We start from the raw sequence: 21,598 nt of genomic DNA on the forward strand, positions 1-21,598 counted from the left end.
TGTGACCTAAATCGGCAGATACCGGACTTCATTTCCGGCAGACCGTGCCGGGTCATGGGGGGCTCTCACTAAAAGCGCGTTCGCCTGCGCCAGTACGCTAAGCAGTGAACTGTCCTGATCCGAGCATGCACGGATGCCCCGGTCGTCCAGAACGGCGCGCATATAGTGCTCACGGGGTCCATTCTTGCCGATTGGCTCCGACAGTCGCGCATGTCGAAATGGCGTCAGAACCTGTTCGACGCCCAACATGCGCCGCACCATAGGTAGCAAGAAGAGATAGCCGCAAACCATTGCACTGACAGGATTTCCAGGGAGTCCCACCATCGCGGTTTTGCCGAGACGTCCGGCCATCAGGGGTTTGCCCGGGCGCATCCTGATTTTGTAGAACGACCGCTCCATCCCAAGCGCCTCTGAGACATCGGCCACCAGATCATACTCCCCAACCGACGCTCCGCCGATGGTAACGACCAGATCCGCGCCTTCTGCCAGCCCGAACGCGGTTTCCAGCGAGGCCACAGTATCTTTCGCGATCGGCAGGATGCGCACAAGCGCTCCGGCATTTTCCAGCAACGCCTTTAGGCCAAAGGTATTGGATGCAATGATCTGATCAGGGCCGGGGGTCTCACCCGGCATGACCAGCTCGTCGCCGGTAGAGATCAGCGCTATCTTTGGTTTCCGTGTCACCGGCACATTGGCGATGTTCATTGCCGCGATCAACGCGATATCCTCAGGGCGCAGATTGCGGGGCGCGTTGATTTTGGTTCCAGAGGTGAAATCGACGCCGGCGGGGCGGATATTTGATTTGGGGCCCGGCTGGTCGGAGATCGTAAGCAGATCACCACGACGTTCCGTATCTTCTTGAATAACAACGAAATCTGCGCCTTCCGGCACAGGAGCCCCGGTAAAGATACGAACAGCCTGACCCGGTCCGACAGGTCCTTCGAAACGACGACCTGCCGCGGACTCGCCGATGACCTTGAACATGGCGTGTAATTCGACCTCGGTCGATTTCAAAGCGTAACCGTCCATTGAAGAGGCCGCAAATGGGGGCTGATCGCGCGTGGCGGTGACATCCTGCACCAGAACGCGCCCGGCGGCGTCTGCCAAGCCTACTGTTTCAGACTCCAGCGGTGAAACCAGATCAAACAGTAGCAAGCGGGCGTCTTCGACCGTAATCATTTCGCCTCGTAACGCCCTGATTTACCGCCATCTTTCAGCAAAACGCGGATGCCGCCTATCTCCATGGCTTTATCCACCGCCTTGGTCATGTCATAAACCGTCAGTGCCGCGGTCGAGGCCGCCGTCAGCGCCTCCATCTCTACGCCGGTCTGGCCAGAGGTTTTGACAATTGCTTCGATCTGGACGCCGGGTAGATCGGGGTCCAAGGTCAATTCCACCGCAACTTTGGTGACGGGCAGAGGATGGCACAATGGGATCAGATCAGGTGTTTTCTTGGCCCCCATGATGCCCGCCAGCCGCGCGACGCCCAGTACGTCGCCTTTCTTGGCGCGGCCTTCAGAAATTAGATCATAGGTTGCCCGCGCCATTTTTATGTGTGCGGCAGCAACCGCCACACGATCCGTTACAGCCTTATCAGAGACATCGACCATATGGGCCTGTCCCTGAGCATCAAAATGGGTCAGTGGCATCACATCACTCCGGGGATAAGCGGGTTTGCCATCAGATTGCGCGTCGCTGCCGCGACATCATTCTGGCGCATCAGGCTTTCGCCGATCAGGAAACAACGTGCGCCATAACGGGCGATGTCAGCGAGGTCCTCGGGCGTGCTCAAACCGCTTTCGCAGACGATCGTCCGATCTCCCGGAACAAGTTTCGACAAGTGACGCGTCGTGTCAAGAGTGGTCTCGAACGTCTTGAGATTGCGGTTATTTATCCCAATCAGCGGGCTTTTCAGCTGGGTTGCGCGTTCCAATTCAGCCTCGTCGTGAACTTCGATCAGAACATCCATGCCCCAGTCAAAAGCGGTCTGCTCCAGCTCTTCCGCCTGACTGTCTTCGACTGACGCCATGATAATCAAGATGCAATCAGCGCCCAAGGCACGTGCCTCGACCACCTGATAGGGATCGTACATGAAGTCCTTGCGTAAAGCAGGCAGTGAGGTGGCTGCGCGTGCTTCTGTCAGGTATTCCTTGGCCCCTTGGAAACTAGGCGTGTCCGTCAGAACGGACAAACAGGCGGCGCCGCCATCTTCATAGGCTTTGGCCAGCACTGGGGGATCGAAATCCGGACGGATCAAACCTTTGGATGGGCTGGCCTTCTTGACCTCGGCAATCAGGCCATAGCCCTTGCGAGCAGCAGTTTGGAGTGCCTCGGCGAAGCCACGGACCTCTGGGGCTACCCTTGCTTCACTTTCGAGCGTCTCCAGAGACTTCTGCGCCTTATCTGCGGCAACTTCTTCCAGTTTGTAGGCTTTGATCTTGTCCAGAACCGTCTCTGTCATGCGGCCTCCTGAGTAATTCGGGCCAGTGCGGCGATTTTTTCTTTGGCTTTTCCGCTGTCGATACTTTCGGCGGCTTTGGCGACACCATCCCGCAGGTCAGTTGCAACATCTGCGACCACCAGAGCGGCCGCCGCATTCAGCAGAACCGCGTCGCGGTAGGCAGAGGGTGTGCCGTCCAGCAGGGCGCGAAACGCGACGGCGTTTTCTTCCGGTGTTCCGCCGAGGATGTCTTTGAATGGATGGACCGGCAGCCCGGCATCTTCGGGGTGCAGTTCAACTTCTTTGACGACCCCGTCTTCCAGAGCGGCAACCCAACTAACGCCGGTAATGGTCAATTCATCCGTGCCGTCGGACCCATGGACCAGCCAGGCGTGTTCCGAACCGAGAACACCTAGGGTTTCGGCCATTGGGCGGATCAACTCGCGGCTGAAGGCTCCGGTCAGTTGGCGCTTGACACCTGCCGGGTTGGTCAGCGGGCCTAGTATGTTGAAAATCGTTCGGGTTCCGAGTTCCTGCCGGGAAGGCATGACATGAGCGATAGCAGGGTGGTGCATCGGCGCCATCATGAATCCGATGCCGGCTTCTTCCAAAGCTTTTTCAACAGTTTGTGGCCCGACCATCACGTTGATTCCCAGTTGCCCCAAGGCATCTGCCGCACCGGATTTGGAACTGAGATTGCGATTGCCATGCTTGGCGACCGTGACGCCTGCACCTGCAACCACAAATGCGGTCGCGGTAGAGATGTTCAGGGTGCCTTTGCCGTCACCCCCGGTTCCGACGATGTCCATAGCGCCCGCCGGGGCAATGACGGCGTTGCATTTTGAACGCATCACGGCGGCGGCGGCGGCGTATTCGTCAACCGTTTCGCCTCGGGTTCGCATGGCCATAAGCAAGCCGCCGATCTGGCTGGGGGTGGCTTCACCGTCAAACAGGATGCCAAAAGCCTGTTCAGCCTCGGCGCGTGTTAGGGGCCGGTCAGCTGCGGCACCGATCAGCGGTTTCAGAGCGTCGCTCATGCGGGGACTTTCATTTCGGACAGGAAATTCTTGAGCAGAGCGTGGCCATGCTCGGAAGCGATGGATTCCGGGTGGAACTGAACGCCGTGAATGGGCAGCTCTTTATGCTGCAGGCCCATGATTGTCCCGTCCTCCAACTCGGCAGTAATTTCAAGGCACTCGGGTAGGGTGGTGCGGTCGACCACAAGGGAATGATAGCGCGTCGCCTCGAACGGCGAGGGCAACCCGGCAAACACGCCTTTTCCTGTGTGGTGCATCGTGCCCATCTTGCCATGCACGATCTCGTGACAGCGGATGACGTCGCCGCCAAAGGCCTGCCCAATTGTCTGATGCCCCAGGCACACACCCATCAACGGCGTTTTTGTTTCGGCCGCCGCTTCGGTCAGGGCCAGGCAAATCCCGGCCTGATCCGGGTCGCACGGGCCGGGGCTTAGCAGGATTCCAGCCGGGTTCATGGCCATGGCTTCCTGAACATCCAAGGCATCATTTCGCCGAATGACCATTTCGGCGCCAAGTTCGCCTAGGTAATGCACCAGGTTGTAGGTAAACGAGTCGTAGTTGTCGATCAGCAGCAGCATTTGGGCACTTGTCTCGGATTGGGCATTTCGGGCTGGCGATGCAGCCCCCTGCCACGGTATAATGTCGGGACATACATGCTCAGGCTTGCGCGGCAGCGTCAAGGGGACATCCCGTCCTTGATGTTGCGGTAAGTGAACGCCGCGACAGACGGCGTATATGCGATCGAAGCAGGACTAGGACGAGAGGCAAAAGTGATGGGCGGATTTGTCGGCGGATTGATCGTGGGAACGATCGTTGTACTTGCGCTAGGGGCAGCGCTGTCTCTGACTGCGCCCTTGACCAAAGTTCCAAAAGTTGCGGTTTCGGCACCTGAACCCCCTGCGGTGGAGGTTCCGGAGACTATCCAGGAAACAACGGATGTCGGTACAGATGCTGATCTGGTGGAATTGCCACCAACCGTGCCGGAAACTTCGGGCGAAATGTCTGACACCCTGGCAGAACTTGCGGATGTAGAAACTTTGCCGGATTCGCTGCCCGAGGTTCAGAATTCCACCGATCAGGTTGATGCGCCGAATGTAACAGAATCCGCTGAGGTCGCCGTGTCAACAGAGGCGCCGGCGGCGCTTCAGGCAACACCGCTGGTACAAGGGACGCCCGAGGCCGAGACATTGCCCGAAGTGGTAATCGACGTTCCCCAGGCACCCGAAGTGCCAACCGAGGAGATCGCAGAGGCCGAGGAGCCCGAACCTGAAGTTGATGTAGCCTCGATCACGAAGCCAGAGCCCCAAGAAAATCCTTTTGAGGACAGTCCGATTGCCGTCGAAGGTAATGAGGACACGGCACCGCGCAATCTTCCCCGGATAGCATCTGTGCCGCAAATCGGAGGCGCAGAGGAGGCTCCTGCGGGATTGACGATCGGCACGCGTGTGGTCCCTCTGACCGAGCGTGATGACGCGGTCGAGGCCGACAATAGCCAAAGTGTCCCCGTCATTCCTGGCAAGCCGATCGAAGCCTATGCTGCGTCATTCAAAAACCCCGAGGCCAAGCCGCTGATGTCGATCATCCTGATCGACGACGAAGGCGCTTTTGGGGCCGAAGCTCTGCAGGATTTTCCGTATCCTCTCAGCTTTGCCGTCAGCCCGTCTGACCCGGAGGCTGCAAAAAAAATGACGCGGCACCGCGAGGCGGGTTTTGAGGTTCTGGCCCTGGCCGATCTGCCCGAGGCCGCCAGTGCTCAGGATGCCGAAGTTTCAATGGCTGTCTGGCTCGAAACCCTGCCAGAAACCGTTGGCATCCTCGAGGGTGTGGGATCGGGAATTCAAGGCAACCGCAAGCTTGCCGATCAGGTCGCTGCGATTGCAGGAGATACCGGCCGCGGGTTGATCACACAGGATAACGGGCTCAACACGGTGCAAAAGCTGGCGGCGCGAAACGGTGTGCCCTCGGGTGTCATCTTCCGTGATATCGATGGTGCCCGTCAGGATCCTAAGATCATGCGGCGTTTTCTGGATCAGGCCGCCTTCCGCGCCGGTCAGGAGGGAACAGTTGTGATGCTGGGCAGGTTGCGCCCTGACACGATCTCGGCCCTGTTGCTGTGGGGGCTGGAAGATCGGGGCGGACGTGTAGCCATGGCCCCGATTTCGGCTGTCATGATGAAAGAGGTTCAGTAAGATCTGAACGCAGCAAAGGCTGACCCGGAAGGTCAGCCCTTGCGTTAGCTATTTCCTGAGCCGGTAAATCGCGCCGCGTCGGCTGCAGCACGTCGTATGGCGTTCGATTTGTGAACGGTTTCCATATATTCGGCTTCTGGATCGCTGTCGTAAACGACACCGCCACCTGCCTGAATATAGAGCTTGTGATCTTTCACAATGGCCGTCCGCAGGGCGATACACATGTCCATGTCACCGCCTGCGCTGAAGTATCCGACGCCGCCGCCATAGATTCCACGTTTCTCGGGTTCCAGCTCGTCGATGATCTCCATCGCGCGGACCTTGGGGGCACCGGATACCGTTCCGGCAGGCATCCCGGCAAAAAACGCATCCAGCGCGTCCTTGTCTTCGGCCAGTTCTCCGACCACGTTCGATACGATATGCATCACGTGGCTGTAGCGTTCGATGATGAACTCTTCGGTTGGGCGCACGGTACCGATTTTCGAGACACGGCCTGTGTCGTTGCGCCCCAGATCCAGCAGCATCAGGTGTTCAGCCAGTTCTTTTTTATCGGCCAGCAGGTCGACTTCGTGGGCCTTGTCCTCTTCAGGAGTTGCTCCGCGCGGGCGGGTACCGGCGATGGGGCGGATCGTGACCTCATCTCCAAACACGCGCACCAGAATCTCGGGGCTGGCTCCCACAACCTGAAAACCGCCGAAATTGAAATAGAACATGAACGGCGACGGGTTGGTTCGCCGCAACGAGCGGTAAAGTGCAAAAGGCGGCTGCGGAAAGTCCTGCGTCCAGCGCTGCGCCGGGACGACCTGAAAAATGTCACCCGCACGGATGTATTCCTTGGCCTTTTCAACCGCTTCCATGTAACCAGATTTGGTGAAGTTCGACATGGGCGGCGCGACCTCAGAAGCGTCTCCCAGATCGCGGGTTTCCGCAGGCATGGCGCGTTCCAGATCGCGCACCGCGTCCATCACCCGTTCCGCAGCCTGCGCATAGGCGGCCTTGGCCGACTGACCTTCGCTAACCCAGGCGGGTGAAACAACAGTAACCTCTCCCTTCACGCCGTCCAGAACCGCGATGACGGATGGCCGCAGCATGATCGCATCGGGCAGGCCAAGTGGATCAGGGTTTACGTCCGGCAGATATTCAACCAGTCGAACCATGTCATAGCCCAGATAACCGAACAGGCCCGCCGCCGCCTGCGGCAGGTCATCCGGCAGGTCGATCCGGTTTTCAGCCAGAAGCGCCCGCAGGTTGTCCATCGGATTTCCGTCCTGAGGCGAAAACGCCTCGGGATCGAAACGCGCTGAGCGGTTAAGTTCCGAGACCTCGCCACGGCAGCGCCAGATCAGATCTGGCTTCATCCCGATGATCGAATACCGGCCACGCACCTCGCCGCCAGTGACCGATTCCAGCATAAACGCGTCTTTCTGCGCGCCTGTCAGCTTGAGCATCAGCGAGACGGGCGTATCCAGATCAGCCGCAAGGCGGGTGTAAACAACCTGATTTTCACCGGCCCCATACGCGCGGGCGAAACTGTCGAACTCGGGGGTCAGGGCCATGTTCGGTCTCTTTTAATAGCTCGACTGCACGGCGTTCAGCGCGCGCTGATCTATGACTGGCCGGGCGCGAGTTTGGGCGTCGCGCACATAAGCGTCGAAGATGTTCTGGGCCAGGGCTTGATCAAGCTGCGCCGAAAGAGCTTCTTGCATTTGCCGACGTTCGTCTGTCTCGGCGGGTGGCAACAGTTCGTCAAGGCGCACGATCAGAGCAGCGCCGTTACCGGGAACCACTTGCAACTCACCGGGCTCCATCTCGAAAACTTTTGCCATGAAATCAGCGGGTACATCATCCAGGAATGCGGTCCGGGTCAGCGCGTTTTCCACACGGAAAGGCAAACCAGTGGCGCTGAAGTCATCGTCGTCGTTCAGTTGCTCCAGTACGGTATTCGCCTGATCTTCCAAAGCCTTGTTGATTTCGGCTTGCGTCCACGCAGCGGCGACACGGTCACGGGCGGTTTCCAATGGCTCGGGACGGCGGGGCAGCACTTCGTTCAGGCGCAGGGCAAAGATCGAACCGTCTTCGAGGAACGCAACCTCGGGGAAGTCGCCTTCGTTCACCGCTTCGGCTGCTGTGCGGAAGCCTTCATAAGCAGCGACGCCATCTTCGCTTTGCCGGGTCCAATCGATTTGACCCAGTTCCATATCGCTCTCGCCGACCAGTTCTTCCAGTGTCGCGCCTCCGGCCAGAAGGTCGTTGATATCTTCGGCCTGCGCTTCGATCTGGCGGCGGGCACGGTCTGCGGCCAGCTCTTCACGGAGGGCAGGTGCAGCGTCCTCGAAAGACGTGTTGTTTTCAGCGAGCGAACCGTTGATGCGGAATAGGGCGGGACCGAAGGTGGAGGGTAACGGGCCGACCACGGTATCCAGATCAGCGGCAAAAACCGCATCCGCGGCATCGCCCAGGTCTTCGCGTGTCACATCGCCCAGATCGACGTCGCTGAGTTCCAGCTGGCGATCGCGCACCAGATTTTCGAATGTGGTGCCGCCTACTTCCAACTGCGCCATCGCTGTCTGCGCCGCTTCTTCACTCGGATAAGTCAGGCGTTCGACCAGGCGACGCTCGGGCTGTTGGAACTCAGCCGCGCGCTGATCATAGAGACGGCGCACCGCGTCCTCGTCCACTTCGACGCTGTCCAGCAGCATCTCGGGCGACAGGATCGCATAGGTCAGTTGTTTGGTGCGGGGCAGGGTGAACTGGTCCGAGTTCTCGTCGTAATAGGCCTGTATCTGCTCGTCCGTTGGCTCTGCTACAGGCGCGGGCAGCGCATCAGGCGCAACCGTCGCAACGGTAAAGCTGCGCCGCGCACCAACGTAATCGGTCAGCACCTGTGTCAGGATCGCGGGCATTTCCACACCGCTGATCACCGCGGTCTGCACGATGGTCCGAGAAGCTTCCTTGCGTAAATCCGATTCGAACTCGGAATCCGTCATCCCCACCTGTTCAAGCTGGAACTGGTAGGCTTCGCGGTCGAATGTGCCATTAACGCCTTGAAAGGCCGGGATGGCGACGATTTCTTTCTGAAGGTTCTCATCGCCGATCGAAATACCCAGTTGTCCAACCTCGTTGTCCAATGCGGCCAGTGCGGTCAGGCGCGACAGAGCCAGTTGGTCGAGACCGAATTCAATGGCCTGCGACATCTGCAGGGGTTGGCCTGTCTGGCTTTCTACTGCACGGATTTCGCGCTGCAGTTCGCGAACATAGGCGTCAATCGAAACGTCCTCGTTCCCGACCTGTGCCACACTGCGCACAGTGCCCGTTAGGCTGGTTGCTCCGAACCCTGCAAGGCCCAGCATCAGAAGGCCCATGAGAATCCAGACAAAGGTCTTCGAAAGGTTTTTCATGCCTGCGGCCATGGTGCCCTCTTATTCTGTGGCAAGTGTCTGCCCTGTCGGTTGCGGCCCTGAATACGACGCGCACCGCCGGGGGGCAAGCTTAGAAGGACAGGGCCTGTAACCGGTCGAACAATTGTTCAATTCCCGTGCGATCCAGATTCGCGAACGCGATACGGACCTGACGTTTTCCGGTCGGATCTTCGTCGGGCATGAACATGGTGCCGGGCAGCAGCAGGACGCCGGCCTCACGTACCAGCCGTCGCGCCAGCTCATCCGATGGGATATCGAATGGATGCTCGAAATAGGCGAAATAGGCGCCCAGCCCCAGCAATCGCCAGCCATTTTCCGTCAGACGGGGCAGTAGCTCTTCAATCGCCGCGCGCCGGTCGAGGATTTCATCACGCTCCTCGGAAACCCATTGCGACAGGTTCTGCATTCCCCAAAGCGCCGCGAATTGACCGATCTGGCCGGGGCAGATTGCTACAGTGTCCAGAAATTTCTCAACTTCGGACAGCAGTTCCGCGCTGGACGCAACCGCGCCGACCCGATGGCCCGTCAGGCGGTAAGCCTTGGAAAAGGAGTAGAGATGGACGAGTGTGTCTTCCCATCTGGATTGGCTGAGCAGATCGTGCGGTGGGCCACTACGACTGTCGAAATCGCGATAGGTCTCATCTACCAGCAAACGGATACCGGTTTCGCGCGCCAGTTCGTAGAACGCACGCACCAGTTCCGCCGGGTATTCCACGCCGCCCGGGTTGTTCGGGGTTACCAGCGCGATGGCACGTGTTTTATCGGTTATTAGGGCGCGAGCCGCGTCCGGGTCGGGCAGCAAATCGTCACCCGTCTTCAGGTCGACCGAATGAACGCCGACCATGTCCAGCCACATTTTATGGTTGAAATACCATGGAGTTGGCAGGATGACCTCATCTCCTTCATCCGTGATTGCCGTAATCACGGCCGCGAAGGCCTGATTGCAACCCGAAGTGATCGCAACCTGATCCGTCGAAATCGCAGCAGCATAATGCCGACCGATCTGATCCGCGAGTTCAGCCCGCAGATCGGCATTGCCCAGAACAGGCCCGTACAGATGGGCGCTGTCTTCGGTCACCGCGAATTCTGCCATGGCTTCGCGCAAAGCCAATGGCGGAGGATCAACCGGCGCTGCCTGGCTGACATTGATCAGAGGGCGGTCGTCAGGAAAATCCACGCCGTCCAGCCAACGCCGCGCCTCCATCACCGGAGGGGCGAAAGTGGCAGCAGTACGTGTCCGGGTCATGGGTCGTCCCAATTGTTCAGCAGAGTTTGTTTTGGGACTGATTTAGTCCGTACCGCGATAGGGCTCGACATATTGCAGGGCCATATCCCACGGGAAGAAAATCCATGTGTCCTGGCTGACCTCGGTGATGAACGTATCAACCATAGGACGACCTTTGGGCTTGGCATAGACCGTGGCGAAATGCGCATTGGGGTACATCTTGCGTACCAGTTCCAGCGTTTTGCCGCTGTCGACGAGGTCGTCAATGATCAGAATGCCAGTGCCGTCCCCCATCAGCTCTGCATCAGGCGCCTTGAGAACTTCAGCTTCACCCTGTGCCTGATGGTGGTAGGACCGGACACTGACCGTATCGACGGTGCGTATGTCCAGTTCGCGGCTGACAATCATCGCTGGCGCCATGCCGCCCCGTGTGATGGCAACTACGGCGCGCCAGGCGCCGTCATCCGGACCTTGCCCGTCCAGCCGCCAGGCCAGAGCGCGGGAATCCCGGTGAATTTGGTCCCAACTGATGTGAAACCCTTTTTCGTGCGGCAGGCGGTCTTTGGCGCTCATGAGATTAACCCTTTTCAACGTCTGGTGCGTCGACGGCCTTCATGCCGACGATGTGATAGCCCGAATCCACGTGCAGGTTCTCACCAGTAACCCCGCTGCTGAGATCCGACAGCAGGTAAAGCGCCGACTTGCCCACATCGTCGATGGTCACGTTGCGGCGCAGGGGCGAATTATACTCGTTCCACTTCATGATATAGCGGAAGTCACCAATGCCACTGGCAGCCAGGGTTTTTATCGGTCCGGCCGAGATCGAGTTGACGCGGATGCCGTCCTTGCCCAGATCCTCGGCCAGATATTTGACTGACGCTTCCAGTGCGGCTTTGGCGACACCCATCACGTTATAGTGCGGCATCACCTGCTCAGCACCATAATAAGTCAGTGTAACGGCGCTGCCGCCTTCGGACATCATCTTCTCGGCGCGCTGCATCACTGCGGTGAAGGAGTAGACCGACACGTCCATGGTCAGCTTGAAATTTGCCCGGCTGGTATCGACGTAGCGACCGCGCAGCTCGTTCTTGTCCGAAAAGCCAATCGCATGAACAACGAAGTCCAGTTTGCCCCATTTCTCTTTCAGAGATGAGAACAGGGCGTCAATCGACGCTTCGTCGCTGACATCACAGGGCAGGACAATTTCACTGCCAAGTTGCGCCGCCAATGGGTCTACCCGTTTTTTCAGGGCTTCCCCCTGATAGGAAAAGGCAAGTTCAGCCCCGGCTTCGGATAAAGCGCGGGCAATTCCCCATGCGATCGATTTATCATTGGCCAGTCCCATGATGAGGCCGCGTTTTCCGGCCATCAACTGATTTGACATGTTTGGTTCTCCGCCTGTCTTCGCGTCATGTTGCGTTGGTTTATGCCATTGGATGCGCTGCATCAAGGCCGCGAACTCTTGCTCGTGGCGGGTTCTCGCCCTAGGGTAGTTATCAAAAGTTTCCGGGGGATGGAAATGAGCGAGCGCGACGGCATATTCGCCGGCACCGATCCGTTTGAAATTGCGGCGCGGTGGCTGGACGAAGCCAAGGACAGTGAACCGAATGATCCGAACGCGATTGCCCTGGCAACTGTGGATTCGGACGGTATGCCGAATGTGCGCATGGTGCTGTTGAAGGAAATCGAATCCGGTGCCTTCGTTTTTTACACCAATTACGAGAGCGCAAAGGCAGCCGAGCTTGACAGCGCCGGCAAAGCCGCATTTGTCATGCACTGGAAATCATTGCGGCGACAAATCCGCGTTCGTGGTACAATCACTATTGAGAACGGGCCGAAAGCCGACGAATACTATGCGTCCCGTTCTTTGAAAAGCCGTTTGGGAGCATGGGCATCCAAGCAGTCTCGGCCCCTGAACAGCCGGTCCGCATTGATGGCAGAGGTTGCAAAAGTGACGGCAAAGTTTGGTCCGAATCCACCGCGGCCTCCTTTCTGGGGCGGATACAGGCTGGTTCCGACCGAAGTTGAGTTTTGGGCCGATGGTGCGTTTCGGCTGCACGACAGGTTCAGATGGCGGCGGGACCAGATTGGTTCCGCGTGGCAAGTGCAGAGGTTGAATCCATGACGTTCGCGTATCGTGAAATGCAACTTGCAGATATCAAAGGGATTTTTCAGCTTGAATTTGCGGCCCATTCCCATACACATCGAAACCTTAACGAATTGCTAAATTTCGCGATGGGAAAACCGTGCCAGAAGATCTGAACAACATGTATCGCGTCCGTGGACACGTGAAATGGTTCGACCCCGCAAAGGGGTACGGATTCGTTGTGTCGGACGAGGGCGGCCCGGATATTCTGTTGCATGTGAACGTGTTGCGTAATTTTGGCCAAAGCTCTGTCGCGGATGGCGCTGGCATCGAGATCATGACGCACCGCACCGATCGCGGCGTTCAGGCGGTTGAAGTCATCAGTGTCGATCCGCCCGCACGGACCGACTCAATGATGTTGGCGGATTTCGCCGAACTCGATCCGGTGGTGATCGCCGAGGCGCCGCTGGAAGCTGCACGGGTGAAGTGGTTCGACAAGGGCAAGGGCTTTGGCTTTGCGAATGTCTTCGGGCGCAACGAAGATGTCTTCCTGCATATCGAAGTTTTGCGTCGCTCTGGTCTTGCGGATCTGCAACCGGGCGAGGCGCTGGCAATGCGGGTTATTGATGGCAAACGTGGGCGCATGGCAGCTCAGGTTCTTGCCTGGGAAGCCGCACTGGACGATTGATTCCCTATGATCAGGCTGTTCCCGGTTCTTGCGATTGTTTCGATGGTCTGGACCGGAAGTGTTCTTGCGGCTTGTCGTGACGATCGCGTTGGGCTGAGGAACGACAAGACTCAGATCAGTTTTGACATCGAATTGGCGGTTACTCCGCAGGAAAGGGCGCGCGGCCTGATGTTTCGCGAGTCGTTGCCGCAGCGGTCTGGAATGTTGTTCATATTCGATCCGCCACAACCCGTGGCATTCTGGATGAAGAACACCCTGATTCCTCTGGACATCGTTTTTGTAGACCGGGCCGGCACAGTGACCAGTGTTCACGCGAACGCGCAGCCCGGAGATCTGACCCCGATTGAGGGCGGCGATTCGGTGTTTGCCGTGCTGGAAATCAACGCCGGACTTGCAGATCGTTATCTGATCACACCGGGAACCCAGATGCGCCACATAGTTTTTTCGCAAGGTCCCGCAATTTGGCCTTGTTAGGGCTTTTCAAATCGGAACGGCATCGTTAGGAAGGCGCACGGTCCGGGGCGTGGCGCAGTCTGGTAGCGCACCTGTTTTGGGTACAGGGGGTCGTAGGTTCGAATCCTGCCGCCCCGACCACTTTTCTCACTTATGTCGGTGAACCACCCATCGCTTGATAAAGCGCGCTCAGCGCCTTATCCAGCGTTTTGCTTTCCACAGGAACTCTGACCGTTGGGCCGTTCTTTTGCGGGACATCAAAGTAGAGTTCGGCATCCACACGATAGCCCCTCGAGTTCTGGGTCGATGTCATCCGCATGACGCTTTTCGGAAGGTCCTGAGGGTATCCGTCATAATTGAGAATCAAAAACGCCGTTGTTTCCGGAGGAATGAGCTCGGAGCATTCAAATACCCGGTTACCAGTCTTTTCAAATCGCTCGCCCGGGCCGTCACATTCAATTTCAAACGTGTCGAACAGCCGTTTCGGGTATGTATCGAACTGCGCGCTACGTGCGGGAGGGGGCACATCTTGTGGTGTGCATGCCACGAATAGCGCCATTACGGGAAGTAAGCGAATTAACAACAACGGTCCCGGTCCCTTCGTTCGTTTGCGCCGCATACGTCGTCTTGTTTCTTATCGCTGAATATCCGTGCGCTGATTCTCCTTCAGCCTCGCCATCTTAACCTCGGATTATCAAATGCCGATAACTATGCTGACAAACACAGTTAATTGCGCTGAGAGTTTTCGCGCCCGGCAAAGGGTTTCCGTGGATGACCCTGTGGAGGAATCGGTTTCCGCCTTGTGACACGCGTCGTGATCAAAGCGGTCAACAAAAAAGATTTCAAAATGGCTGAAAAATGGCGTTGACCTTCTATGGTTGAATACGCCAAGTTGTATAGGCCGAAAGCGATGCCACTAAATCTGGTAGTAAGACCAGAATAAGGCATAGGGCGAGGGTCGGAAAGCACATCGTATTAACGTGCAGCCGTTTGAGCGGTTTTGCGCTGTTAAGAGCAGCGTCCGGTCATTTACGCCCAGATTTCCGGCATGGCGGACGGTCTGAATATTTGGACCTGACGCAAACGGACAAGTTGATTGTATCTAGGGCGGCGGACATGAAGATTGACAGGAAATTTACTAAACCGGGGCAGGACGCTTACGCAGATCTGGACTTCGTCTCTGCGACCTCCGAAATCCGAAACCCGGATGGCACAATTGTGTTCCGCCTGGATGATATCGAAGTCCCCACTAGTTGGAGCCAGGTCGCAAGCGATGTCATTGCGCAGAAGTATTTCCGCAAGGCGGGCGTTCCGACCCAGCTGAAAAAGGTCAAAGAGAAAGACGTTCCCGAATTCCTGTGGCGTTCCGTCCCCGCAGAAGGCGCTGAATTTGAAGGGGAAACCTCCTCCAAGCAAGTGTTCGACCGTCTGGCAGGCGCCTGGGCCTATTGGGGCTGGAAGGGCGGCTATTTCTCAACCGAGGAAGACGCGCGCGCCTATTTCGACGAGATGCGCTATATGCTGGCGACGCAGCGCGCCGCCCCGAACAGCCCGCAATGGTTCAACACCGGTCTGCACTGGGCCTACGGAATCGACGGCCCGGCGCAGGGGCACCACTATGTCGACCATAAAACCGGCAAGCTGACTAAATCGAAATCCGCTTACGAACATCCGCAGCCGCACGCGTGCTTTATCCAGTCTGTCGATGATGACCTGGTGAACGAAGGTGGCATCATGGATCTTTGGGTGCGTGAGGCGCGCCTGTTCAAATATGGCTCGGGCACCGGGACCAACTTCAGCCATCTGCGTGCAGAAGGCGAATCGCTGTCGGGTGGCGGCAAGTCCTCGGGCCTTATGGGCTTTCTCAAGATCGGCGACCGCGCCGCTGGCGCGATCAAATCAGGCGGAACAACCCGTCGAGCAGCAAAGATGGTAATCGTCGATGCAGATCACCCGGACATCGAGCAATTCATCGAATGGAAGGTGATCGAAGAGCAGAAGGTGGCCTCGATCGTTGCCGGATCGAAGATGCACGAGAAGATGCTGAACGGCATTTTCGAGGCCATCCGCACCTGGGATGGCGCGCAGGAAGACGCGTATGATCCCAACAAGAATGACGCCCTCAAAAAAGCGGTTCGTGAGGCGAAAAAGGTTGCGATCCCTGAGACTTACATCAAGCGCGTTCTGGATTACGCCAAGCAGGGTCACGACAGCATCGAGTTCCCGACCTATGACACCGACTGGGATTCGGAAGCGTATAGCTCGGTCTCGGGCCAGAACTCGAACAACTCGATTCGCGTGACCAACGCGTTCCTGACCGCGGCCGAAAAGGATGCGGATTGGGAACTGATCAACCGCACTGATGGTAAGGTCGCGCGGACCGTCAAGGCGCGCGATCTGTGGGAAAAGGTCGGCCACGCGGCTTGGGCCTGCGCCGATCCGGGCATCCAGTTCCATGACACTGTCAATGAGTGGCACACATGCCCCGAAGACGGCGAGATTCGCGGTTCGAACCCGTGCTCGGAATACATGTTCCTCGATGACACGGCCTGTAATCTGGCGTCGATGAATCTGCTGACTTTCCTGAAGGACGGCGAGTTTCAGGCGGCCGACTACATGCACGCCTCGCGTCTGTGGACCCTGACGCTGGAAATCTCGGTAACCATGGCGCAGTTCCCGTCGAAGGAAATCGCGCAGCTGTCCTATGATTTCCGCACGCTGGGTCTGGGCTATGCCAACATTGGCGGTCTGCTGATGAACATGGGCTACAGCTATGACTCGGACGAGGGGCGCTCAATCTGTGGTGCACTGACAGCGATCATGACCGGTGTGGCTTATGCGACGTCGGCTGAGATTGCCGGAGAGCTTGGCCCGTTCAAAGGCTATGAACGCAATGCTGACCACATGCTGCGTGTCATCCGCAACCACCGCCGCGCGGCGCAGGGCGTGACCAACGGTTACGAGAAACTGGCGGTCAAACCGGTGCCCCTAGATCATAGCAACTGCCCGGACAAGCGTCTGATCGATCTGGCCATGTCGGCTTGGGACGAAGCGCTGAACCTCGGTGAAAAGAACGGTTACCGCAACGCACAGGCCACCGTGATCGCGCCGACCGGCACCATCGGTCTGGTAATGGATTGCGACACCACTGGGATCGAGCCGGATTTTGCGCTCGTCAAGTTCAAGAAGCTGGCCGGTGGCGGTTACTTCAAGATCATCAACCGCTCGGTGCCGTCGGCGCTTGAGAAACTGGGCTATTCCTCGTCTCAGATCGAAGAGATTGTGGGCTATGCCGTCGGTCACGGCACCATCGGCAATGCGCCGGGCATCAACCACACTTCGCTGACAGGTCACGGCTTTGGCCCGAATGAACTGGCCAAGGTAGACGCCGCGCTGGAAAGCGCCTTTGATATCAGGTTTGTCTTCAACCAGTGGACACTGGGTGAGGACTTCTGCACCGGTGTTCTGGGCATCCCGGCAACCAAGCTGAATGACCCGACCTTCGATCTGCTGCGCCACTTGGGCTTTACCAAGGCGGATATCGACGCGGCCAACGACCATGTCTGCGGAACGATGACGCTGGAAGGCGCACCGCATCTGAAGGAAGAGCACTATTCGATCTTCGACTGCGCCAACCCGTGCGGCAAGAAAGGCAAGCGTTTCCTTGGGGTTGATAGCCATATCACCATGATGGCGGCGGCGCAGAGCTTTATCTCGGGCGCGATCTCGAAAACGATCAACATGCCGAATGACGCAACTATCGAGGACTGCCAGAAAGCCTATGAACTCAGCTGGTCGCTGGGTGTGAAAGCCAATGCGCTGTACCGCGATGGCTCGAAACTGTCGCAGCCGTTGGCCGCAGCACTGGTCGAGGATGATGACGAAGCGGCAGAAGTGCTGGAAAGCGGTTCGACGCAGGAAAAGGCCGTCGTCCTGGCCGAGAAGGTGATCGAAAAGGTTGTGGTCAAGGAAATGATCCGCAGCCATCGCGAGAAACTGCCGCATCGCCGCAAGGGTTACACCCAAAAGGCGATCGTAGGCGGCCACAAAGTCTATCTGCGCACGGGTGAGTTCGAAGACGGCAAGCTGGGCGAGATTTTCATCGACATGCACAAGGAAGGTGCTGGCTTCCGGGCGATGATGAACAACTTTGCCATCGCCGTATCGGTTGGCCTGCAATACGGCGTGCCGCTGGAAGAGTTCGTCGACGCTTTCACCTTCACCAAGTTCGAACCGGCAGGAATGGTGCAGGGTAACGACTCGATCAAGAATGCGACGTCGATCCTGGACTACATCTTCCGCGAACTGGCTGTGTCTTATCTGGATCGCACCGATCTGGCCCATGTGAAGCCCGAGGGCGCAACCTTTGACGACCTGGGGCGTGGTGAAGAAGACGGTCTATCCAATGTCTCGGAAATCAGCGACAGCGCGGCATCCAAGTCATTGGAAGTTCTGAAACAAATCAGCTCGACCGGCTATCTGCGCAAACGTCTGCCGCAGGATCTGGCAGTGTTCAATGGTGGTCAGGTTGAGGTCAGCGGCATGTCAGAGACCGCAGCTTCATTCGAGGCGCCGGTCGCGGAAACTGCAGTTGCAACCGGCATGGATGCACGGACCAAGGCCAAGATGCAGGGCTATGAGGGCGATCCCTGCGGCGAATGCGGAAACTATACGCTGGTGCGCAACGGCACCTGCATGAAATGCAACACCTGCGGCGCGACCAGCGGGTGTAGCTAAGGCAAACGCCCCGCCAGGCGGGGTGTAGGGACCTGAATTTCCCCCCGGATATTCGGTCCCGACGAACACGGGGCAAAGCCTGAGACTTACCAAGGCGCTTTGCTCCACTCGGCCAACATGCCCGTGTTGGTCGGGAACAGGGTGGGGCGGAATATTTGCTCTTTCCCACTCTTTCACGGGGCGGGTGCGCTCGTCCCATGCGCAGTCCAGGCCGCAGGCAAAAAAACACCGGGCGGTCAACGAAATGAGCCTGGAAGGCGAAACTGACAGGGGGCTTCGGCCCCCTTTCTTTTTTGGGGGAGTTTCGGCGGGTTTTGAGCAGAGCATTGCCGGATTGCCAATTCGCGTCGGGCAAGAACCGCCGAGCGTGGATGGGGCGATTTTGACCAGCGGCTGCCCGCATACGCGACTCTGCCAAACACGCGGAGATTGGCGCGAAAGTTCCCGAATCCCTCATTGCGGGTGACACGGGTTGGGGTTGAGGTGTTTCTGGTGCCTGTCCGGACACGAAACATACAGAACTCAATCAGGAGGCATCACAATGAAACCGCAAACTCTGGCCGCTATTTCCGTACTCGCTCTTGGACTGCCGGCGCTGGCCGTCGCGCAATCCACAGCCGACGCCAACGGAGATGGTGTTTTGACGATCGAAGAAGTGCAGGCCGTTCTGCCCGAAGTTGACGCAGACGGCTTCTCGGCGATGGACACAAATGGTGACGGCGCGCTGGATGAGGCAGAGATTGCCGTGGCGCAGGAAGCAGGCCTGTTGCCGCCTTCCAACGGCTGAGGCCACGGCGAAAAGAGGCGGCCCGATGGATTTCGGGTCGCCTTTTCAATATTTTACATCGGCAAGTGGATGTTGAACTTGCCGCGAAGCTCGGCATCCAGAAGCGGATCAAATCGGGCTGGCGAGGGTGCAAACAGGATTTCTTCTTTCCGCTTGATTGCCTTTTCGATCAGGTCTGGCTTGCCAAGTTCCACCCATTCCTTGGGTGAAGAACGATCACCAAAAGTTGGGTAGACGTAATCCGCCTGCATCCGGCTGAGCGTTGCATCGGTTCCAAGATAGTGACCCGGTCCACCCATGCAGACTTCGGCAATCTGGTCCAACGCCAGCGTTTCATCCGTCACCTCGATTCCGCGCACGCAGCGCTGCGCCTGACCGATCAGGTCGTCGCTGAGGATGAGGCTTTCAAAGCAGAACCCCAGCAACGACGCGTGCATGCCCGCCGATTCATACACCATGTTCAGGCCTGATAGCCCGGCCATGACATTCGAGCACATTTGTTCCCACCCGGCCTGCATGTCCGGCAGTTTTGAATCCGAGGCCCCCGCGGCGGCACCGCCAGGCAGGTCGTAGAACTTGTGCATTTGGGCGCACCCCGCGGTCAGCAGGGCCTGCTCACCCGAGCCTATGGACATGGCGCCTGTGCGCAGATCCAGACCAAAGGGCCAGGTGCCAAATATTGCTGGTGCGCCTGGCTTTACGGCGTTTACGTAAATCAAACCGGCCAGGCATTCGGCTGTGGCTTGGGTGATTGCGCCAGCGACTGTCGAGGGCGCAGTGGCTCCGGCCATCCCGGCGGACAGCAGCAGGACCGGCATTCCCGCCTTGATGCACTCTTCCATCACTTCGCAACTTTCCGTTGCGAATTTCATCGGCGGAACCACAAAGCAGTTCGAGTTGGACATGAACGGCCGTTCCCGCCACTTGTCTTCGCCGCCAGCGATCATGTGCAGCATTTCCATTGCCGGGGCTACGTGGCTGGGTTCGGTGAACGATGTGCCGATATGTTTGAACGTGCCGGAGGTCGTGGCATAGATCGTGTTCAGATCCATTTCCAGGTTGTCCGCGATATCGCGACACACCATCGGACGCTGAACGAAATGGATATTTTCCAGCTGTTCGCAAATCCGGGACGCATCATGCAGGTCCTGAACCGTGGAATCCCGGTATTCCTGTCCGTGTACATCGACCATGCTGACTGCCGCACCGGCGGTGCCATAGTGAACACGGGTGCCCGACAGCTCTAGATCCGTCTTGCCATCCCGGCTGTACAATGTGACCGAACGATTGGCCTTGGCGATGGTGTCTTCCACCAATGCGCGTGGGAAACGAATTCGGCCGTCGTCCCCCAAGGCGCAACCAGCGGCCACCAAGTAGTCGATCCCGCTTTGAGGGGCGTCCGCCAGTCCGATGGTTTCCAATGCCGTTAGCGCGGCTTCGTGAATCCGTTCGACTTGCGCTTGCGTCAGAACCTTAAGGGTGCCGCCCTCCATGCCGGGGCGTATGGGGCGCAGATGTTCTGGAAGCGCCGAGGCTCGGGCCGCACGACGCGCGGCGCGTCCGCCACTTCGCGGTGTGTTGCGGGTTTGATCATTCATAGTTCGGAATCCGGTCGTAAAGGTGTTTTCAGGGTGACTGTACTCAGCCCCCCGATGGCCGCCCACGCGCTGCACGCCCACGGTCCGCACCAATGGTACGGCTAACCAGGCGAATCTTCCAAACTTCGTTCTGCATGCAGGTCCTCACAATGTGACACGAAGTATTCCGATGTGGGCCATGGCAATCTGTTCTGTTTGCGACCTGAGCGCCCAAAAGCGAAGTATTCATGCAGATGTCACTGTCAACTTTTATCTGCACAAGTTTTTTTCATGTGCAGTCAAAAATTTGTTATAGTTCCTTCACTTATTTAAGAGTGGTCCTCGGTCTCAATTGAATTTTAGGGATTGCAGACCAAGTTTTTGAGTGACGACACCCTGATTGACCTGCGCTTTGGCGAAAGGTTTTTTTTGGAGAGGTTTATGAAAGTCCTTAAGGCCCTCATTATTTCCTCTATAGCAACTATCTCCGCACCGGTGATGGCGGAGGATTGGACAGGGGCCTATGCCGGTTTCAGTTTTGGATATGCGGATGCCGATGGACCGAACGGGTCCAGTGGGAATGATACAGTTTTCGGGCCTCATATCGGTTACGACCGCGACTTCGGAAACTTCGTTCTAGGTGGAGAACTGGAATACAACCGCCTGTCTTTGAACCTCGGCGGCAACGAGGGCACATTGGACAGCATGACGCGCTTGAAACTGCGCGGTGGTTACGATTTCGGGGCAGCGCTGGGGTACGTCGTGGTTGGCGCCGCCAGAGTGGATTCCTCCGTCGATAGTGACACCGCGGCTGTTTACGGAATTGGTGTGGCCTATCCCATAAATGATAAATTTATAATCAGCGGCGAGGCACTGCGTCAGAATTTTGACGATGTCACCCGATCTGACGGCAGCCTGGATTCGAACGTGTTCAACCTGCGCACTACTTTCCGTTTCTAA

19 protein-coding genes and 1 tRNA gene are annotated in these 21,598 nt (G+C 57.7%); 8 read left to right on the plus strand and 12 right to left on the minus strand.

Annotation, left to right across the window (positions count from 1 at the left end; translation table 11 throughout):
* Positions 1 to 6 precede the first annotated feature (6 nt).
* Genes GOX66_RS04070 through GOX66_RS04090 form a run of 5 tightly spaced genes read right to left on the minus strand, consistent with a single transcriptional unit; the run spans position 7 to position 4,055 of the window.
* A complete protein-coding gene (locus tag GOX66_RS04070; protein ID WP_170759847.1) occupies positions 7 to 1,179 on the minus strand; it encodes a molybdopterin molybdotransferase MoeA in 1,173 nt (390 codons plus the stop codon).
* Entirely contained in the window at positions 1,176 to 1,649 is a 474-nt protein-coding gene (gene moaC / locus GOX66_RS04075; RefSeq protein WP_170759849.1) for a cyclic pyranopterin monophosphate synthase MoaC, read from the minus strand. The genes GOX66_RS04070 and moaC overlap by 4 nt, the downstream gene beginning before the upstream one ends.
* Positions 1,649 to 2,461, minus strand: a complete 813-nt coding sequence (trpC, locus tag GOX66_RS04080; protein ID WP_170759851.1) for an indole-3-glycerol phosphate synthase TrpC — start codon at positions 2,459 to 2,461, stop codon at positions 1,649 to 1,651. Before trpC ends, moaC begins: the two co-directional genes overlap by 1 nt.
* On the minus strand, positions 2,458 to 3,477 hold the full coding sequence (gene trpD, locus GOX66_RS04085) for an anthranilate phosphoribosyltransferase (protein ID WP_170759853.1): 1,020 nt from the start codon (positions 3,475 to 3,477) through the stop codon (positions 2,458 to 2,460). The genes trpC and trpD overlap by 4 nt, the downstream gene beginning before the upstream one ends.
* Complete coding sequence (locus tag GOX66_RS04090; RefSeq protein WP_170760105.1) at positions 3,474 to 4,055, minus strand: anthranilate synthase component II; 582 nt, start codon at positions 4,053 to 4,055, stop codon at positions 3,474 to 3,476. Before GOX66_RS04090 ends, trpD begins: the two co-directional genes overlap by 4 nt.
* A gap of 132 nt (positions 4,056 to 4,187) precedes the next feature.
* On the opposite strand from GOX66_RS04090, the gene GOX66_RS04095 reads away from it, so the two are divergent.
* Entirely contained in the window at positions 4,188 to 5,666 is a 1,479-nt protein-coding gene (locus GOX66_RS04095; protein WP_336509187.1) for a divergent polysaccharide deacetylase family protein, read from the plus strand.
* A gap of 44 nt (positions 5,667 to 5,710) precedes the next feature.
* On the opposite strand, the gene trpE is transcribed toward GOX66_RS04095, so the two are convergent.
* The 5 genes from trpE to fabI form a co-directional block, all read right to left on the minus strand.
* Positions 5,711 to 7,222, minus strand: coding sequence for an anthranilate synthase component I (gene trpE, locus GOX66_RS04100; RefSeq protein ID WP_170759855.1), 1,512 nt, complete (start codon positions 7,220 to 7,222; stop codon positions 5,711 to 5,713).
* A gap of 12 nt (positions 7,223 to 7,234) precedes the next feature.
* A complete protein-coding gene (locus GOX66_RS04105) occupies positions 7,235 to 9,076 on the minus strand; it encodes a peptidyl-prolyl cis-trans isomerase (protein ID WP_170759856.1) in 1,842 nt (613 codons plus the stop codon).
* A 79-nt stretch (positions 9,077 to 9,155) separates the two neighbouring features.
* Positions 9,156 to 10,331 (minus strand): aminotransferase, encoded by a 1,176-nt coding sequence (locus GOX66_RS04110; protein WP_170759858.1) that lies wholly within the window; start codon positions 10,329 to 10,331, stop codon positions 9,156 to 9,158.
* Positions 10,332 to 10,373: 42 nt separating this feature from the next.
* On the minus strand, positions 10,374 to 10,883 hold the full coding sequence (gpt, locus tag GOX66_RS04115) for a xanthine phosphoribosyltransferase (RefSeq protein WP_170759862.1): 510 nt from the start codon (positions 10,881 to 10,883) through the stop codon (positions 10,374 to 10,376).
* 4 nt (positions 10,884 to 10,887) lie between these two features.
* Positions 10,888 to 11,694: an enoyl-ACP reductase FabI gene (gene fabI / locus GOX66_RS04120; protein WP_170759864.1), complete on the minus strand. Its 807-nt coding sequence runs from the start codon at positions 11,692 to 11,694 to the stop codon at positions 10,888 to 10,890.
* Positions 11,695 to 11,829: 135 nt separating this feature from the next.
* Between fabI and pdxH the strand changes: the two genes are divergently transcribed.
* From pdxH to GOX66_RS04140, 4 genes are all read left to right on the plus strand, one after another.
* Positions 11,830 to 12,435, plus strand: coding sequence for a pyridoxamine 5'-phosphate oxidase (pdxH, locus tag GOX66_RS04125; protein WP_170759866.1), 606 nt, complete (start codon positions 11,830 to 11,832; stop codon positions 12,433 to 12,435).
* A gap of 142 nt (positions 12,436 to 12,577) precedes the next feature.
* The gene (locus GOX66_RS04130; protein WP_174822655.1) at positions 12,578 to 13,084 is read left to right on the plus strand and encodes a cold-shock protein; all 507 of its coding nucleotides are present in this window, start codon (positions 12,578 to 12,580) and stop codon (positions 13,082 to 13,084) included.
* Positions 13,085 to 13,090: 6 nt separating this feature from the next.
* Entirely contained in the window at positions 13,091 to 13,558 is a 468-nt protein-coding gene (locus GOX66_RS04135) for a DUF192 domain-containing protein (protein ID WP_170759868.1), read from the plus strand.
* Positions 13,559 to 13,601: 43 nt separating this feature from the next.
* Positions 13,602 to 13,678 (plus strand) — tRNA-Pro (locus tag GOX66_RS04140).
* Positions 13,679 to 13,688: 10 nt separating this feature from the next.
* On the opposite strand, the gene GOX66_RS04145 is transcribed toward GOX66_RS04140, so the two are convergent.
* Positions 13,689 to 14,156 carry a hypothetical protein gene (locus tag GOX66_RS04145; RefSeq protein WP_170759870.1) on the minus strand — a complete coding sequence of 156 codons (468 nt, stop codon included), beginning with the start codon at positions 14,154 to 14,156 and terminating at the stop codon, positions 13,689 to 13,691.
* Between the two features lie 497 nt (positions 14,157 to 14,653).
* On the opposite strand from GOX66_RS04145, the gene GOX66_RS04150 reads away from it, so the two are divergent.
* Complete coding sequence (locus tag GOX66_RS04150; RefSeq protein ID WP_170759872.1) at positions 14,654 to 18,274, plus strand: vitamin B12-dependent ribonucleotide reductase; 3,621 nt, start codon at positions 14,654 to 14,656, stop codon at positions 18,272 to 18,274.
* A 541-nt stretch (positions 18,275 to 18,815) separates the two neighbouring features.
* Complete coding sequence (locus GOX66_RS04155; RefSeq protein WP_170759874.1) at positions 18,816 to 19,061, plus strand: EF-hand domain-containing protein; 246 nt, start codon at positions 18,816 to 18,818, stop codon at positions 19,059 to 19,061.
* A 53-nt stretch (positions 19,062 to 19,114) separates the two neighbouring features.
* Here GOX66_RS04155 and GOX66_RS04160 read toward each other — a convergent pair whose 3' ends face one another.
* Positions 19,115 to 20,659, minus strand: coding sequence for a trimethylamine methyltransferase family protein (locus GOX66_RS04160; protein ID WP_170759876.1), 1,545 nt, complete (start codon positions 20,657 to 20,659; stop codon positions 19,115 to 19,117).
* 360 nt (positions 20,660 to 21,019) lie between these two features.
* On the opposite strand from GOX66_RS04160, the gene GOX66_RS04165 reads away from it, so the two are divergent.
* A complete protein-coding gene (locus GOX66_RS04165; RefSeq protein ID WP_237212490.1) occupies positions 21,020 to 21,598 on the plus strand; it encodes an outer membrane protein in 579 nt (192 codons plus the stop codon).

Origin of the sequence: Ruegeria lacuscaerulensis (genome assembly GCF_013031245.1) — a bacterium.
GTDB classification, from domain to species: domain Bacteria; phylum Pseudomonadota; class Alphaproteobacteria; order Rhodobacterales; family Rhodobacteraceae; genus Ruegeria; species Ruegeria lacuscaerulensis_C.